11 protein-coding genes are annotated in these 17553 nt (G+C 47.2%); 3 read left to right on the forward strand and 8 right to left on the reverse strand.

The window, feature by feature from the left end; all coding sequences use genetic code 11:
• The first annotated feature begins 3 nt into the window (after window positions 1-3).
• The 3 genes from J4N39_RS12040 to J4N39_RS12050 all read left to right on the forward strand — a co-directional run bounded on the left by J4N39_RS12040 (window position 4) and on the right by J4N39_RS12050 (window position 5889).
• Window positions 4-1911 (forward strand): beta-N-acetylhexosaminidase, encoded by a 1908-nt coding sequence (locus J4N39_RS12040; protein WP_252019699.1) that lies wholly within the window; start codon window positions 4-6, stop codon window positions 1909-1911.
• Window positions 1912-1989: 78 nt separating this feature from the next.
• Window positions 1990-4395, forward strand: a complete 2406-nt coding sequence (locus tag J4N39_RS12045) for a glycoside hydrolase family 94 protein (protein ID WP_252019701.1) — start codon at window positions 1990-1992, stop codon at window positions 4393-4395.
• Between the two features lie 78 nt (window positions 4396-4473).
• Window positions 4474-5889, forward strand: a complete 1416-nt coding sequence (locus J4N39_RS12050) for a phosphoglucomutase/phosphomannomutase family protein (protein WP_252019704.1) — start codon at window positions 4474-4476, stop codon at window positions 5887-5889.
• A 134-nt stretch (window positions 5890-6023) separates the two neighbouring features.
• Here the strand turns inward: J4N39_RS12050 and J4N39_RS12055 are convergent, their stop codons facing one another.
• From J4N39_RS12055 to J4N39_RS12090, 8 genes are all read right to left on the reverse strand, one after another.
• Window positions 6024-7052, reverse strand: a complete 1029-nt coding sequence (locus J4N39_RS12055) for an ABC transporter ATP-binding protein (RefSeq protein ID WP_252019706.1) — start codon at window positions 7050-7052, stop codon at window positions 6024-6026.
• The gene (locus J4N39_RS12060; RefSeq protein WP_252019709.1) at window positions 7052-8677 is read right to left on the reverse strand and encodes an ABC transporter permease; all 1626 of its coding nucleotides are present in this window, start codon (window positions 8675-8677) and stop codon (window positions 7052-7054) included. The genes J4N39_RS12055 and J4N39_RS12060 overlap by 1 nt, the downstream gene beginning before the upstream one ends.
• 77 nt (window positions 8678-8754) lie before the next feature.
• A complete protein-coding gene (locus tag J4N39_RS12065; protein WP_252019712.1) occupies window positions 8755-9768 on the reverse strand; it encodes a Fe(3+) ABC transporter substrate-binding protein in 1014 nt (337 codons plus the stop codon).
• A gap of 157 nt (window positions 9769-9925) precedes the next feature.
• Window positions 9926-11155, reverse strand: coding sequence for an ammonium transporter AmtB (locus J4N39_RS12070; protein ID WP_252019725.1), 1230 nt, complete (start codon window positions 11153-11155; stop codon window positions 9926-9928).
• An 18-nt stretch (window positions 11156-11173) separates the two neighbouring features.
• Window positions 11174-11512 carry a P-II family nitrogen regulator gene (locus J4N39_RS12075; RefSeq protein WP_252019727.1) on the reverse strand — a complete coding sequence of 113 codons (339 nt, stop codon included), beginning with the start codon at window positions 11510-11512 and terminating at the stop codon, window positions 11174-11176.
• A gap of 172 nt (window positions 11513-11684) precedes the next feature.
• The gene (locus J4N39_RS12080) at window positions 11685-12053 is read right to left on the reverse strand and encodes a YacL family protein (protein ID WP_252019729.1); all 369 of its coding nucleotides are present in this window, start codon (window positions 12051-12053) and stop codon (window positions 11685-11687) included.
• Window positions 12054-12327: 274 nt separating this feature from the next.
• The gene (acnB, locus tag J4N39_RS12085) at window positions 12328-14925 is read right to left on the reverse strand and encodes a bifunctional aconitate hydratase 2/2-methylisocitrate dehydratase (protein ID WP_252019731.1); all 2598 of its coding nucleotides are present in this window, start codon (window positions 14923-14925) and stop codon (window positions 12328-12330) included.
• A 310-nt stretch (window positions 14926-15235) separates the two neighbouring features.
• Complete coding sequence (locus J4N39_RS12090; RefSeq protein WP_252019734.1) at window positions 15236-17539, reverse strand: patatin-like phospholipase family protein; 2304 nt, start codon at window positions 17537-17539, stop codon at window positions 15236-15238.
• Window positions 17540-17553 lie beyond the last annotated feature (14 nt).

Consider the following 17553-nt stretch of genomic DNA (forward strand, 5'->3'; position numbering starts at 1 on the left):
TCGATGAAATATCGTGTTGATCTTGTTGTATTGTCAGAAGTCGATCGTGTTGCACGCTTTGGCTTAACCCTGCATAACTTAAGCGACCAACCGCTGAATGATTGGCAGCTCCATTTTGCCGTAGATCGATTTATTCAACCAACGTCTCTGACACAAGGAAAAATACATCAGGTGGGGAGCTACTGCCTGCTCTCCCCTGATCCCCTTACACCACTGCCGGCTAATCATCACTTCTACGTGGAGTTTGAGATCTTTACCGCACCATTTCGCTTTCTCAGCGACGGTATCGACGATGCCTTTTTGCAAGCCGATGGTGAGCGTTACGAAGTGGACATTACGCCGATTGTACTCGCAAGCCCTTATGCTGAAAGAGAAAGTGTTCCAGATGTTGCGCCAGCAGAACTTGCCATCATTCCAAAACCTGCCGAGCTCAAACGCACTGATGGCTACTTCGATTTCGCCCAAGTAACCTCGGTAGAGACCGACACCGATTTAGCATTAAAAGCCTGTCACTGGTTAAGCTCTGAGCTTAACCAGTACACCGACGCAAATCTTGAGCTCGCGACTCGAGGAGAAATCGAATTTGCGCACAACCCGACGTTTGACATTAGCGAATACCGACTTTGCATCACCTCACAAGGCGTAAAGCTCGAAGCGGGCTCCAGTGAAGGCTTTTTGCACGCAGCTGCGACACTGCTTCAAATCATCTCAGGCCAACAAGTGAGCTTATTGCTGCCTTGCGTCAATGTTCACGATAAGCCTCAATACCGCTACCGTGGCATGATGCTCGATTGTGCAAGGCACTTCCATAGTGTTGAGCAAGTGAAACAACTGATCAACCAACTGGCTCAGTACAAGTTTAACCACTTCCATTGGCACCTTACTGATGATGAAGGTTGGCGCATTGAAATCAAGTCATTGCCGCAGCTCACCCAAGTCGGGGCATGGCGTGGTGTAGGTGAAGCACTATCACCACAATATAGTCACTTGAATCAGCGCTATGGCGGCTACTACACCCAAGAAGAAGTCAAAGATGTCATTGCTTATGCGAAAGCACGAGGGATCACGGTTATTGCCGAAATCGATATTCCGGGTCATTGCCGTGCTGCCATTAAAGCACTACCAGAACTTTTGGTTGATGCTGAAGACCGCTCCGATTACCGCAGCATCCAGTATTACAACGACAATATCCTTAACCCAGCACTAGAAGGGACTTACACCTTCCTCGACAAAGTGCTTGAAGAAGTAGCGGCGCTTTTCCCAGCACCTTACTTACACATTGGTGCCGATGAGGTACCAGAGGGTGTTTGGGTCGATAGCCCAAAATGCCAAGCCATGATGGAGAAGCACGGCTATACCGACCCTAAAGAGTTACAAGGCCATTTGCTGCGTTATGCAGAGCGCAAACTGAAGCAGCTAGGTAAACGTATGTTGGGCTGGGAAGAGGCTCAACATGGCAATAAGGTCAGCAAAGATACTGTGATTTACTCTTGGCTGAGCGAAAAAGCCGCCCTCGAGTGCGCTAAAAATGGCTTTGATGTGGTGCTTCAACCGGGGCAAACCACCTATCTCGACATGACCCAAGATTTTGCGCCAGAAGAGCCAGGGGTGGATTGGGCCAACCCACTGCCACTCGAAGCGACTTATCACTATCAACCATTGCAAGAGATCGCTGATAACGACCCAATCCGCAACCGGATCTGGGGAGTTCAATGCGCTTTATGGTGTGAACTTATTCACGACCAACAACGATTTGAATACATGGTTAACCCAAGATTATCCGCCATTGCAGAGGTGTGCTGGACAACAAAAGACAATAAAGACTGGCTTGATTACTTATCAAGATTAAAGAGTCACTTATCTCATTTACAACGCCAAGGCATTGGTTTTAGAAGCCCATGGGCTAAATAGCTTTTTGGAAATATAGATTTAGTTTTTACAGGGCGCAGCGGCCAAGCAATATCGCCCCAGAAGAAAGGAATAACAGCAATGAAATACGGCTATTTCGACAACGACAATCGAGAATACGTCATCACTCGACCAGATGTGCCAGCGCCATGGACCAACTACCTAGGCACTGAGAAGTTCTGTACCGTCATCTCGCAAAATGCGGGTGGCTACTCGTTTTACAACTCTCCTGAATACAACCGTGTAACTAAGTTCCGCCCGAACGCAAGCTTTGACCGCCCGGGGCACTATGTGTACCTAAGAGACGATCAAACGGGTGATTACTGGTCTATTTCATGGCAGCCAGTGGCAAAGTCTCTTGATGAAGCCAGCTACGAAGTTCGCCATGGCCTGTCTTACTCCAAATTTAAGTGTGATTACAACGGCATTGAAGCAACCAAAACCCTGTTTGTGCCGAAAGGGGAAGATGCAGAAGTGTGGGATGTGGTAATTAAAAACACCTCTGACACTGCACGCACCATTAGTGCTTTCTCGTTTGTCGAGTTTTCCTTTAGCCATATCGCCTCAGACAACCAAAACCATCAAATGTCACTGTACTCAGCAGGTACCGAGTACAAAGATGGTGTGCTGGAGTATGACCTATACTACAACACCGATGATTTTGAAGGTTTTTACTACTTAGCATCCACCTTTAACCCAGATTCTTACGATGGCCAACGTGACAACTTCCTCGGTCTTTACCGTGATGAAGCCAACCCAATTGCGGTCGAAAAAGGTCAATGTTCTAACAGTGCTCAAACCTGTTACAACCACTGTGGTTCTCTGCATAAGCAGTTTGTGCTTCAACCGGGTGAAGAAGTTCGCTTTGCGTATGTACTAGGCATCGGTAAAGGCAACGGCGAGCGCTTACGCAAACACTACCAAGACCCTGCTAACGTGGATCAAGCCTTTGATCAAATCAAACAGCACTGGGATGAGCGTTGTAGCAAGTTCCAAGTCTCTTCACCTAACGAAGGCTTGGACACCATGATCAACGCTTGGACACTTTACCAAGCAGAGACTTGTGTGGTGTGGTCACGCTTTGCCTCTTTCATCGAAGTGGGTGGACGTACAGGCCTTGGCTACCGAGATACAGCGCAAGACGCAATATCAGTACCTCATGCCAACCCGAGCATGACTCGCAAACGCATCATTGACCTTCTGCGTGGACAAGTAAAAGCAGGCTACGGTTTACACCTGTTTGATCCAGACTGGTTTGACCCAGATAAGGCGGATGTAGAGCCTTCCAAGTCGCCAACCGTTGTTCCAACGCCTTCCGACGAAGATAAGATCCACGGCATCAAAGATACCTGTTCAGACGATCATCTATGGCTAGTACCAACTATCTGTAAGTTTGTAATGGAAACAGGTGAAGAAGCGCTATTTGACGAAGTTATTCCTTACGCAGATGGTGGTGAAGCGAGCGTTTATGAACACATGAAAGCGGCGCTGGATTTCTCTGCGCAATACGTTGGTCAAACAGGGATCTGTAAGGGGCTGCGCGCCGACTGGAATGATTGCTTGAACCTTGGCGGTGGTGAATCAGCCATGGTTTCTTTCCTTCACTACTGGGCAATTGAAGAGTTTATTAGCCTAGCAAAATACCTAGGCCGAGACGCCGATGTTGAGAAGTACAGTGAAATGGCAGCCAACGTGCGTGAGGCATGTGAAGCACACCTTTGGGATGAAGAAGGCGGTTGGTACATTCGCGGCTTAACCAAAGATGGTGACAAGATTGGTACTGCGCAGCAAACCGAAGGCCGTATCCACCTTGAGTCCAACACTCTAGCGGTACTCTCTGGCGTGGCTTCACCAGAGCGTGGTGCAAGTGCAATGGACGCTGTCGATGAGAACCTATATTCCGAGTATGGCCTTCACCTAAATGCCCCATCATTTGCGACTCCAAACGATGACATTGGCTTTGTAACTCGCGTATATCAAGGCGTTAAAGAGAACGGCGCTATCTTCTCTCATCCAAACCCTTGGGCTTGGGTTGCCGAAGCGAAACTGGGCCGCGGTGATCGTGCGATGAAATTCTACGACGCCCTAAACCCATACAACCAAAACGATATGATCGAAAAGCGTATCGCAGAACCTTACTCATACGTGCAGTTCATCATGGGCCGAGACCACCAAGACCATGGCCGAGCTAACCACCCATGGCTAACCGGTACATCCGGATGGGCTTACTTTGCCGTCACCAACTTTATCCTTGGTGTTCGCACTGGCTTTGACGGATTGACTATCGACCCTTGTATCCCGACCGATTGGCCAGAGTTTAGCGTCACTCGTGAGTGGCGTGGTGCAACATACCAGATCAAAGTGCTCAACCCAGCGGGTGTGAGCAAAGGTGTGGCCAAAATGACACTTAACGGTGAGTTGGTTGAAGGAGCGATTGCTATCCAGCCAGAAGGCTCTATCAACCAAGTTGAAGTCGTGCTTGGGTAACAAGGACAGGCAGACCGCATTGGTGGTCTGCCTTTTTAGTCACTTACCTTGAGTGACTGCTTTTTGAAGGAACTCGTTATGATTAAATTTGGTACTGGTGGCTGGCGTGCATTTATTGGCGAAGAGTTCACCAAAGACAATGTATGTTTAGTTGCCCAAGCGGTAGCGAACATCATCAAAGATGAAAACGTTGCTGAAGAAGGGTTTGTTATCGGTTATGACCGCCGCTTTCTATCTGATAAAGCGGGGCGCTGGTTTGCTCAAGTACTGGCAGCCAATGGCATTAACGTCAGCTTAATCAACAAATTCGTCCCTACCCCTGTCGTGATGTTCAAAGCCAAAGAGATGAACTGCGCCTACTCGGCTTGTATCACTGCCTCTCACAACCCAGCTGACTATAACGGTGTTAAAGTCTTCATTCGTGGCGGTCGTGATGCCGACGAAGTGATCACCGCAAAAATTGAGCAGCAAATTGAATCTCTAACCCAAAGTGATGTGCAAAACATCGATTTTGAGGCCGCAATTGACAGCGGGGCAATTACGCTCATTAACCCAATGAACGAGTTTGTCGACTCAATCATCAATTTCATCGACATTGAAGCGATTAAAAAAGCCAACTTGAAAGTCTTAGTTGACCCTATGTTCGGTGTGGCGAAGAACGCCCTGCAAACCGTACTGATTAATGGTCGATGTGACGTTGACGTAATCAACGATGGCAAGAACCCTGACTTTGGTGGCCTCATGCCGTCTCCAAGTGCGGCGACACTATATCGCCTCAAACACCTAGTCGCCGCCGAAGGATACGATATCGGGATCGGTACCGATGGTGATGCTGATCGACTCGGTATCATTGATGAAAAAGGTAACTTTATCCACCCGAACGAAGTGCTGATATTGCTGTACTATTACTTGCTGGAATACAAAGGCTGGCAAGGCTCAGTGGTGCGCAACATAGCAACGACACACTTACTGGACAAGATAGCCGAAGACCACGGTGAAAAGTGTTTCGAAGTGCCAGTCGGCTTTAAGCATATCAGCTCAAAGATGGAAGAAGACGATTCATTGATTGGTGGTGAAAGCTCTGGCGGCCTGACCATTCGTGGCCACATCAAAGGCAAGGATGGTGTATTCGCCTCTAGCCTACTGGTTGAAATGATCAGTGTTACAGGCAAGAAACTGTCAGAAATGCTCGATGAAATTTACGCTAAATACGGTTACGCCTACACAGCAGAAGGGGATTGCACCTTTAAACCAAATCAGAAAGAGTCTCTCTACCACCGTATCTACGTAGAGAAACAGCTGCCTGAATTTGACTATGAAGTGGAAAAAGTAAGCTATGAAGATGGCGCTAAGGTCTACTTCAAAAATGGCGGCTGGGTAATTGCCCGCTTCTCAGGCACTGAGCCACTTTTACGTATTTTCGCTGAAATGGAAGACCAACCTAAAGCCGAGCAAATCGTTGCAGAAATGAAGCGCTTCTTGGCATTGGATTGATGCTGTAGCTCTCCCCCTTTCCAAGGGGGAGCTGGAGGGGGTTCTGCACAACCTTAACCTGATGTACTAGGGCTATCAGCCCCCCTCCTAACCAACGTCAGAATACCAGCCGCTTGAAAGGGAAGCTACAAACGCTAAAACGCCAACAACCCTTCAGGTTCAATTTCTACCCCGACTGCCTGATTGAGCTCTAATGGTTCATTTGAACTCGCTAACAGCTTTGCGCCATTGGCTTCAATCATGTAACGGCAGTGATCCCCCATAAATTGCTGCTCAAGCACTTTATAAGCACTAGATTCTTGAGCAAAGATCTTCACCTGCTGAGGTCTCAATAGCAGCTCACAAGCCTGCTCCAAACCGATTTTAGCTTGAGCGAGCGCAGGAAATGCGCCAAATTCAGTCGCAAAATTTTGCTCATCAATACGAGTGGCAGGTAGGTAGCTACCACCCCCAAGAAAATCGGCCACGAACTTGCTTGCGGGTTGATAATAGAGTTCAGCGGCGGTACCAAACTGCTCAATGACACCATGATTCATCACTGCCATTTTGTCGGCAAAAGCAAATGCCTCCTCACGACTATGGGTGACGAAAATAGCGGTCACACCTTGTTGTTTGAAGATCTTACGGATCTCACCAATCAATTGATGACGAACTTGGGTATCAATGTTGGAAAAAGGCTCATCAAGCAACAGTAGATCCGGCTTGTACGCCAAGGCACGGGCTATAGCGACTCGCTGCTGCTGCCCCCCCGAAAGCTGATGCGGGTAACGATCATTGAGCCCATCCAACTTAACCAAACTCAACATCTCATTGACTCGATCTAGCCTTTGTTGTGGGTCGACAGCTGTCAGTGCAAAGCCAACATTTTGCTCAACCGTTAAATGTGGGAACAGCGCATAATCTTGAAATATCATACCAATATTTCGTTTTTCTGGCGCAACCCAAGTCGAACCATTATCCATCAATTGCTGATTGAGAAGGATCTCCCCTTGACTGAGAGGAAGCAGACCAGCGATCGCTTTGAGTAATGTCGTTTTACCGCACCCACTGGCGCCAAGTAGACAAATGATCTCCCCAGTTTCGACCGACAGAGATAAAGATTCTAAGATGGTTTGTTGCTGATACTGACAGCTCAACTGGTTGATAGTTAAAGCGCTACTCATCAATGCACCCTCTCCAACGAACGGTTAATCAAAATAAGTGGTATTAAACCAACCAATACCAACAGCACCGCAGGCATTGCGGCAAGCTCCAAATGTTCATCTGAAGCAAAATTATAGACATAGGTTGCTAGGGTTTCGAAATTAAAAGGACGCAGCAATAGTGCAGCGTTAAGCTCCTTCATCGATTCGATGAACACGAGTAACAGTGCAATAAGAATGCCTCGACGAATCAAAGGAAAGTGCACTTTTGGCAACATCGCATTTGGGGTATAACCCATAGTGCGAGAAGCCATATCTAAACTCGGTGACACCTTATTTAAATTACTCTCTATGCTACCAATAGCTACGGCAGAAAAACGCACCACCATGGCAAAGATAATGGCAAACATCGACCCTGAGAAAATCAGCCCCGGCCTTCCCCACTCCATCCAGCGAGCAAAGTCATTGATAGCGTGATCCAAGCTGACCACAGGAACCATCACACCAATCGCTAGTACGGTTCCTGGCACGGCATAGCCTAGCGAAGAAAAACGCAGTGGCAACACCGCTCGTGGTGAGCTTTGCAAACGCATTGAGAAGTTAACAATCAAAGCGATGAACACAGCAATCACAGCGGCGATCGCAGAAACTTGCAGGCTATTGATCGCATAGGCTCTAAACTCTTCAGTCCAACTTTGGCTAAAGTAAGTCCATGAATAGGAAAGTAGCTGCCCAAGCGGCAAAAAGAACGCTATGGCGACTAACCCCCAGCACCACACTAGAGCCAGCCACTTTTTCCAACCTTCAAGCTGGTAGCGCTGCTCTCCGTGAGCAGAAAACTCACTTTGATATAGCTTTTGCTTTCTGCGGCTAAATCGCTCTGCACTCAAAAACAGCACCACAACCACCAGCATCACCGCGGAGATCTTAGCGGCGGCAGTTAGATTTGAGTACCCCAACCAAGTGTCATACACCGCAGTGGTTAGGGTGTTTACAGCAAAGTAGCTCACTGTGCCAAAATCGCCGACCGTTTCCATGGCAACTAATGACAACCCCACGGCAATCGCTGGACGCGCTAGAGGAAGAGAGATTCGGTAGAAACTTTGCCATGGTGAACATTTCAATAGTCGTGCGGACTGGAGTAAAGAAACACTTTGCTCCATAAATGCCCCGCGGGCTAGCAAGTAAACATAGGGGTATAGCACCAACGCCAATACCCAGATTGCTCCGCCCAAGGTTCTTAAATCAGGAAACCAATACTCGCCACCTTGCCACCCCGTAAGGTCTCGAAGCCAGATTTGGATAGGGCCTGCATAGTCAAACCAATCGGTGAAGATGTAACCAACGATATACCCAGGCATGGCTAAAGGAAGCACCAAAGCCCATTGTAAGTATTTGTCCCCCGGCAAGCGGCACATGGCCATCAGCCAGGCACTTGGCAAGCCAAACACCAAGCTCAGTGCCATGACACCAAACACCAACACAAAAGTATTGTAAGTATAAGTTGGTAGCACTGTGTCTATCAGATGCGCAAAAAGGTCATCTGTTTCGCCGATTGCGATAAAGAAGATCGCTAAGATCGGCAAAACCAGCAGTGAGGCTAAGCTCCAACTGCTGGTTTTCCATACGTAATTATTGTCTTTCATTTGCCTCTATACATCAGGCTATTCAGCCATGCACCAAGTGCATGGCTGCCAAACAGAAGCATGACACTTCGTTGGTATTACAGGTCAAATTTCACTTCATCAACCAGTTTCACTGCTGCTTCGTGGTGAGCGGCAATTTCTTCTAGTGATAGAGTATCCGCTTTGTAGTCACCCCAAGACGCTACTAGTTCAGAACGCTTAACACCCGCTTTCACTGGGTACTCGAAGTTCACTTCTGCGTACATTTGCTGAGCTGTGTTGTCTGTTAGGAATTCCATTAGTTTTTGAGCATTTTCTTTGTTAGGCGAGTATTTCGCCATCGCCATGCCGCTGATGTTTACGTGAGTACCCTGAGCGTTTTGGTTCGGGAAGTTGATGTATACTGCATCAGCCCATACTTTTTGCTCTGCATCGTTAACCATCTTGCCTAGGTAGTAGCTGTTACCCAAAGAAACATCACATAGGCCTTCTTTGATTGCTTTCACTTGACCACGGTCGTTACCTTGAGGTTTACGAGCCAAGTTTGCTTTCACGCCTTCTAGCCACTCTTTCGTCGCTGCTTCACCTTTCTCCGCAATCATTGCTGAGATTAGAGAGATGTTGTAAGGGTGCTTACCGCTACGAGTACAGATTTTGCCTTTAAATTCAGGCTTTGCAAGGTCTGCGTATGTGAAATCATCGCCTAGCTTACCAACACGGTCACGAGATGAGTAAACAGCTCGTGCACGAGTTGTGATCCCAAACCATTCATTGTTGTCGTCTTGGTACTGAGCCGGGATGTTTGCTTCGATGATTTCGCTGCTAACCGGCTGCACTAAACCTTTTTTCGACAGTTCAGCAAGACGGCTGATGTCCACAGTAAGAATCACGTCAGCTGGGCTGTATTCACCCTCTTGTGCTAACTTCTCTGCTAACCCTTTTTTAGCGAACTTAACGTTTACTTTGATACCAGTTTCTTTGGTGAACTCTTTAAACATAGGCTCAACCAAGAACGGCTGACGGTAAGAGTATACGTTAACTTCTTCAGCTGCCATTGCGCTCGGTGCAATCACACTTGCAGCAACTGCCGCTAGAGTAAGCATTTTTTTCATTACGATGATCCTTTCCAATAATTCAAATGATAAGTGTTATCAATCGCTTTTATTATAGGAATTTATTAATCAGGCGCAAGGGTGCATTCATCTAAATAACAAAAAAACCTGCTCATCAGAGCAGGTTTTCATTTTAAAAAGAGTAACTAGATGTTAATTACTTCACTGATACGAACTCAGGGTAAGCACCAACACCACAGTCAATCATATCCATACCTTCAAGCTCTTCTTCTTCCGAAACTCGGATACCAAGCGTTGCTTTCAAGATAGCCCACACTACTAAGCTTGCGCCAAATACCCATGCAAAGATAACTGCTGCACCGAATAGCTGAGTACCGAAGCTCGCATCTGCGTTGCTAAATGGAACCACTAGTAGACCAAATAGACCACATACACCGTGTACTGAGATAGCACCTACTGGATCATCAATCTTCACCTTATCCATAGCAACGATTGAGAAGACTACTAGTGCACCTGCTGCTACACCGATACCAACAGCCACAAGTGGAGATGGAGATAGTGGGTCAGCAGTGATTGCTACTAGGCCAGCTAGAGCGCCGTTCAGAATCATAGTTAGGTCTGCTTTGCCCCAAGTTGTTTTACAAACTAGTAGCGCTGCAATTGCACCTGCTGCCGCTGCCGCGTTAGTGTTCAGGAAGATTTGACCTACTGCTGTTGCGTTCTCGAAGTCAGAAACCATTAGCTGAGAACCGCCGTTGAAACCAAACCAACCGAACCAAAGGATGAAAGTACCTAGCGTTGCTAGAGGCATGTTCGAGCCTGGGATTGGGTAAACTTCACCGTTTTTACCGTATTTGCCTTTACGAGCACCTAGAAGTAGTACACCTGCTAGAGCTGCTGCTGCGCCAGCCATGTGAACGATACCTGAGCCTGCGAAGTCACTGAAACCTGCTTCAGATAGGAAACCGCCGCCCCATGTCCAGTAACCTTCAACTGGGTAGATAAACGCTGTTAGTACTGCTGCGAAGATTAGGAAAGACCAAAGCTTCATACGCTCTGCCACCGCACCTGATACGACAGACATCGCTGTTGCAACAAATACTACTTGGAAGAAGAAGTCTGACTCTAGAGAGTGGTCAGCGCCTTCACCTTGAGTGCCGATAAGCGCACCGATTGATGGAAGCCAACCGCCTTCACCGTTGTCTACATACATGATGTTGTAACCAACAACTAGGTAAGTAGTACACGCAATCGCGTACAGACAGAAGTTTTTAGTTAGGATTTCCGTGGTGTTCTTAGAGCGAACAAGGCCCGCTTCAAGCATGGCAAAACCTGCTGCCATCCACATTACCAACGCACCTGAAATTAAGAAGAAAAAAGTGTCTAGTGCGTAACGTAGTTCCGTTACTGTCAATGATAGTTCCATAATCCTGTCCCCTTATCCTTAAAGCGCTTCAACATCAAGCTCACCAGTACGGATACGTACTGCTTGGCTCAAGTCGTAAACGAAAATCTTGCCGTCACCGATTTTACCGGTGTGTGCTGCCTTGCTGATCGCTTCAACAATGCGGTCCACGTTGTCGGCTTGTGTAGCAATTTCTAGTTTTACTTTTGGTAGAAAATCTACTTGGTATTCTGCACCACGGTATAGTTCTGTGTGACCTTTCTGACGACCAAAGCCTTTCACTTCACTTACTGTCATACCTTCAATACCAACATCCGCTAGTGCTTCCCTAACATCATCTAGGCGGAATGGTTTAATAATTGCGCTGATTAATTTCATGGCATCCTCATTTGTGTATGTCCTTTTACGTTTTATTAGTAATCAAGGTACGTGCCAACTTTTTTAATTCAACTAAAACAACAACTTAAATAAAACACCATGCTATAACGAAAAAGAGCGCACCAAAACGGTGCACTCTTTTAACTTAAATCTAACAAATTTGGTGCAGCGTTTAGAATCGCACCAAAAATGCACGCCAACCGAGCAAAGCTTGGTGCAAATCTTCAAATCCACACACCGATATGCTCTCTTCATCGTAAAAATGAAAGTCTTCCTCAAGCTCAGTTTCATCTTCACCAAACAAAAAGTTAGCCTGAACTAGCGCTTCATTGTTTTGCAGCACTAACGTCAGCTCTTCACCGACTAAACGCCACTCTTGGCTCGAATCTTTAAGCTCATCTAGCTTGGCCAGCACCTGTGACAGTTTGGCGTCATCACGCCCTAGTTCTTCCGTAAACCAGCGCCCGAGCACCTCATGCCCCATAGAAAACTCAGCACGGTAAGTACCTTCTAGGGTGTTTTTTTTGAAATCAAAGTCCATGGGTTGTCTCCAACGGGTTTAAGCGAGAGGTCGCTAATGTTCTATAGGGTTTTGTTGGGGGTATTTTGGGGAATAACAGGAAGAATGCAAATAAAGAATAGCGGTAAAAGAAAGCGGTAACGAAAAGACGGTGAGCGGACGCTTTGCTAATGGTCTTCGGTAATACTCATTCAATCACTCGCCGATTACCGTGTGCCCTTTACCGCTTCCCGAAAAACAAAAAGTCCCCAACTAACCGTCAGGGACTTTTACTATCTAAGTGTGTTGAACTTAATTACGCCGGCTCTTGAAAAATCACCGTGTCCGCTTTTTTGGTGTACTCTTCCATTTTGTGGAAGTTCAAGTAGCGGTAAGTATCCGCAGCAGTCGCGTCGATCTGCTTAGCGTACTCTAGGTATTCTTCCTTAGTTGGAATACGACCCAAAATTGCGCCAACAGAAGCAAGCTCTGCTGAAGATAGGTACACATTTGCACCTGTACCTAAACGGTTCGGGAAGTTACGTGTCGAAGTAGACATAACCGTCGCCGCATCTGCAACGCGTGCTTGGTTACCCATACACAGTGAACAGCCCGGAGTTTCGATACGAACGCCAGCACGACCATAAATGCCGTAGTAGCCTTCCGCTGTTAACTGGTCACGGTCCATCTTCGTTGGTGGTGCAACCCATAGACGAGTATCTAGCTGACCATTGAACTTCTCTAGCAGTTTACCTGCAGCGCGGAAGTGACCAATGTTAGTCATACAAGAACCGATAAAGACTTCATCGATATTAGTGCCTTGTACGTCAGACAGTAGTCGAGCGTCATCTGGATCGTTTGGTGCACAAAGGATCGGCTGATCAATTTCTGCCAAATCGATTTCAATTACGTGAGCGTATTCTGCGTCTGAGTCCGCTTCCATTAGCTCAGGGTTCGCCAACCACTCTTCCATCGCCACGATACGACGTTCAATAGTGCGCTTATCTCCGTAACCTTCAGAAATCATCCACTTCAGCATGGTGATGTTCGAGTTCAGGTACTCTTCGATAGACTCTTGAGACAGTTTGACAGTACAACCAGCCGCTGAACGTTCTGCCGATGCATCTGAAAGCTCAAATGCCTGCTCAACCGTTAGGTGCTCAACACCTTCAATCTCTAGGATACGACCAGAGAATTCATTGATCTTACCTGCTTTTTCAACCGTCAATAGACCTTGCTGAATTGCGTAGTAAGGGATGGCATGAACGAGGTCACGTAGTGTGATGCCTTCTTGCATCTCACCTTTAAAGCGAACCAAAATAGACTCAGGCATATCCAATGGCATCACGCCAGTTGCTGCGGCGAAGGCTACAAGACCTGAGCCTGCTGGGAATGAAATACCTAGTGGGAAACGCGTATGTGAGTCACCACCAGTACCCACGGTATCAGGCAGAAGCATACGGTTTAGCCATGAGTGAATAACACCGTCACCTGGACGCAGTGAAACACCCGCACGGTTCATGATGAAATCAGGCAATGTGTGGTGAGTATTCACATCAACTGGTTTCGGGTAAGCCGAGGTATGACAGAAAGACTGCATCACAAGATCTGCTGAGAAGCCAAGGCATGCAAGGTCTTTTAGCTCATCACGTGTCATCGGGCCCGTCGTATCTTGAGAACCGACTGTGGTCATTTTTGGCTCACAGTAAGTACCAGGGCGGATACCTTCAACGCCACACGCTTTACCTACCATCTTCTGGCCTAAGCTAAAGCCTTTACCTGTGTCTTCCACAGCTGTTGGACGACGGAATACTTCAGAAGGCTCAAGACCTAAAGACTGACGCGCTTTGTCGGTAAGACCACGGCCAATGATAAGCGGAATACGGCCACCAGCACGAACTTCATCAATCAGTACGTCAGTTTTTAAGGCAAATTCTGCCAATACATCGCCAGATTCGTGATTACATACTTGGCCTTTGTATGGGTAGACATCAATCACATCACCCATGTTCAACTTGCTTACATCCACTTCAATTGGTAGTGCGCCCGCATCTTCCATGGTGTTGAAGAAAATTGGTGCGATCTTACCACCAAGTACGTAACCGCCAGCGCGCTTGTTCGGTACATTAGGGATGTCATCACCCATAAACCAAAGCACAGAGTTAGTTGCTGACTTACGAGAAGAACCCGTACCGACTACGTCACCCACGTAAACCAGTTGGTGGCCTTTTTCTTGTAGCGCTTCGATCTGCTTGATCGGGCCAATAGTGCCCGCTTGATCTGGTTCAATACCTTCACGCTCATTTTTCAGCATCGCCAATGCGTGTACTGGAATATCTGGGCGAGACCAAGCATCAGGGGCTGGAGACAAGTCATCGGTGTTAGTTTCACCAGTCACTTTAAACACAGTCAGGGTGATTTTTTCCTGCAGCTCAGGTTTAGATAAGAACCATTCTGCGTCCGCCCAAGACTGAAGTACTTGTTTAGCGTGAGCGTTACCCGCTTTAGACTTTTCTTCTACATCGTAGAAAGCGTCAAACATCAATAGGGTATGCGATAGGGCTTTAACCGCAAGTGGAGCAAGCTGCTCATCATCCAGCAGCTCAATCAAGGTTGCGATGTTGTAGCCACCTTGCATAGTGCCAAGCAGGGTTGCTGCTTTTTCTCGGCTCACTAGCGGAGATGAATCTTCGCCTTTAGCAATGGCAGCCAGAAAGCCTGCTTTTACATAAGCGGCTTCATCTACGCCAGGGGGAATTCGGTTTTCTAACAGGTCTAGAAGAAATTCTTCTTCACCTTGTGGTGGGGCTTTCAAAAGCTCAACTAAGCCAGCTACTTGCTCGGCGTCTAGTGGTCTAGGAACCACTCCTTCAGCAGCACGCTCTTCGACGTGTTTACGATAGGCTTCAAGCACGATACATTCCTCTCATTGCGGTTTACTCCAGTGCAGAAGTAAACATCCTTGGAAACTTGGCTTCCTTGCCGCTTTTCTTATCGCTATTTTTAATCAATGAAACAGCGGCACAGGGCCAAACGTGGGGTGGAGGATAGCAAATTTAACCAATTTTTAAAATCCATCCATTTTGACCAACATAACAACTTCATACGAAAGTTGTCTGTTTTTTCTACTTTTCCATCACGTAAGCACAGCTTACAAGTGGAGTTAAATTTTCTAACAGACGCAGTAACTTACTTTTGGCAACCACTGTATTTTATAAACGGCGCTAAAACTGAGTTCCAACGATCAGATAAACTGAGTTGTATTTAGATTCCGCCTGCCCCCAAGCTAACACAATCGGTCCGATTGGCGAGGCAACGCCTGCGAACAAAGAGCCTGCGGTATGCAGAGGTGCATCTTCCAAAGGTACGTCCCTCCCTGACCAAACTCCACCGTACTCCAGTGACGCACCAAGATACAGCGGTGAATTAAATAGACCGAAGTCATTGTCAAACCAGCGATAACGGTACACCACACTACCAAATAGTTTATTCTGACCAATCAAGCTGTTACGTGGGATACCTGATAAGTTTAGAAAACCACCCAAGCTACGCGGTTCAATTGGTAATGCAGAATCTTGGCTATTGACCACTTCATATTCCAACTGGCCCACTAGCGTATGTCGATTGAATGTCTCGGCAGTAAGAAGCTTAGTGACGACCTCATGCACCAAGTTGGAACTCGCCTCAATTGGGTCCGAGTCTTTGATTTTGTCCTGACTAGCAAAATATTCAAGATTGAGTAAGGTGCCCTCGCTCGGAAAGCTCAAGTCATCCAGAGTATCGTAACGATAGCTTACCGATGGGCCGAAACGGGTGTAATCGGCATGGCCTAAACTCGGCAGTGAAGCAAACTCGATACTACCGTCCACATATTTAACCCCCGCTCTAATCCGCTGCCATAGCGATGGATTGTATTCGATGGATGTCTCCGCTAGTAGTGTCAGATAGGTTGCAGGCAAATAGTTCTGACTAGCTTCTAAGTCCGATGACAACTCAAGTCCATTAGGCGTCAAAGGAAAGTTTCGTGCTGAGTTGCTATAAGAGACCAGCGTCGATGAGAAAATGTTTTGCAATGGGAACACAGGTGTAAAAAATTCTGCCTCAATAAGCTTATCAGTCCCCATTTCCAAATTTAGCGCCAGCTCAGACCCCATACTGTTGAGCGAGGTAAACGCCGTACTCATCCCTAAGGAGTACTGGCTCTGGGTTTGAAAATCATCTTCTAAAAAGAAGCGCAAATCGATAAAGTTTGGTCCCCACTCTTTTCCTTTGATATCGAGTACCAACACTGTCTCGTCTGCTTCTTTACGATAGCGATAAGAGATGCGCTCAAAACGGTCGACCGCATAAAGATCGTCAATTTTTTGCTCGATCTGCTTTTGCGTCAGTTTTTGTCCAGACTCAAGGTTGAGGTACTGCTGTACCAGCTCTGAGTCATAGGAAGAGTCATTATTAAACTCGATACGACTGATCACTTCCTGATCACCATAAGTCAGCGTTCTTCGGCGAGCCTGCTTGTATTCAATATAGTCTTGGTACTGAGCGGCATTTACCCTAAATTTTTTCAACGAATTGGTGGCTTCCATGGCCGCTTGGTAGCCCAGTTCATATGCCTCCATCAATCGGTCAAACTCCGTGGTTTCCATATCGCCCACATTTGGAGATAGCAAGACATCTTGAGATTGCAGTTTGTTCGCTTGGCGCTGGGTGCTGCGCTTAACCATGTAGTTGGAGAGTTGGTCACCCACAGTAAGGAAGGATTTGAGCTCTTGTTCCGACTTGTAATCAGTGCTGATATCGACGGCGATGATCATCTCAGCTCCCATTTGACGCGCTAGCTCAACAGGCATGTTGTTGGTCACACCACCATCAACTAACAACTTATCGCCAATTTTATAGGGCGGCAAAGCGCCAGGCACTGACATACTCGCCATCATCGCATCAGTGAGATAACCATCATGCAGCACCACAGGTTGAAGCTCTACAATGTCAGTTGCGACGGCGCGGTAACGTACTGCAAGATCATCAAACGACTCAATCGGCGTTAGGTTGCCCGTCATATCACGGATCAGGCGCAACATATTCTGACCTTGTACCACCCCTTTTGGCGCAGTGAACTCGAAATCTCGAAAGCCAATGTCAGCATTAATTTGATAGCGGTCGCTGTAGATTTTATCGCGTACACTGCGCTCACTACGATCCACGCGATCACGGTAGCCACTGTTCCAGTCGGAGGTTTCAAACAGTACTTCAATTTCATCAGCAGACAGACCTGTAGCATACAGACCGCCGACAAACGCCCCCATACTGGTGCCAGTGATAATATCTACAGGGATTTGCATCTCTTCTAACGCTTTAAGCACGCCAACGTGCGCTGCCCCTTTGGCACCGCCGCCTGCAAATACCACCCCTATCACAGGTCGGTCTGTTGGAAGGTTATCTGGCTTTACTATCTCTGTTTGGGCCAAAACCAGACTAGGCAACAGCAGCAAGCAGCACACTGCATGGCAAATAAAACGCTTTGTCATCGAAGACATCCTTT

Source organism: Vibrio sp. SCSIO 43136, assembly GCF_023716565.1.
In the GTDB taxonomy this organism is placed as follows: Bacteria; Pseudomonadota; Gammaproteobacteria; order Enterobacterales; family Vibrionaceae; genus Vibrio.

Coding starts and splice junctions, on each gene's coding strand:
- J4N39_RS12055 (WP_252019706.1), bottom strand. CDS start 7,052: ATGAGTAGCGCTTTAACTATCAACCAGTTGAGCTGTCAGTATCAGCAA.
- J4N39_RS12065 (WP_252019712.1), bottom strand. CDS start 9,768: ATGAAAAAAATGCTTACTCTAGCGGCAGTTGCTGCAAGTGTGATTGCA.
- J4N39_RS12090 (WP_252019734.1), bottom strand. CDS start 17,539: ATGACAAAGCGTTTTATTTGCCATGCAGTGTGCTGCTTGCTGCTGTTG.
- J4N39_RS12070 (WP_252019725.1), bottom strand. CDS start 11,155: ATGGAACTATCATTGACAGTAACGGAACTACGTTACGCACTAGACACT.
- J4N39_RS12060 (WP_252019709.1), bottom strand. CDS start 8,677: ATGAAAGACAATAATTACGTATGGAAAACCAGCAGTTGGAGCTTAGCC.
- J4N39_RS12045 (WP_252019701.1), top strand. CDS start 1,990: ATGAAATACGGCTATTTCGACAACGACAATCGAGAATACGTCATCACT.
- J4N39_RS12080 (WP_252019729.1), bottom strand. CDS start 12,053: ATGGACTTTGATTTCAAAAAAAACACCCTAGAAGGTACTTACCGTGCT.
- J4N39_RS12075 (WP_252019727.1), bottom strand. CDS start 11,512: ATGAAATTAATCAGCGCAATTATTAAACCATTCCGCCTAGATGATGTT.
- J4N39_RS12040 (WP_252019699.1), top strand. CDS start 4: ATGAAATATCGTGTTGATCTTGTTGTATTGTCAGAAGTCGATCGTGTT.
- J4N39_RS12050 (WP_252019704.1), top strand. CDS start 4,474: ATGATTAAATTTGGTACTGGTGGCTGGCGTGCATTTATTGGCGAAGAG.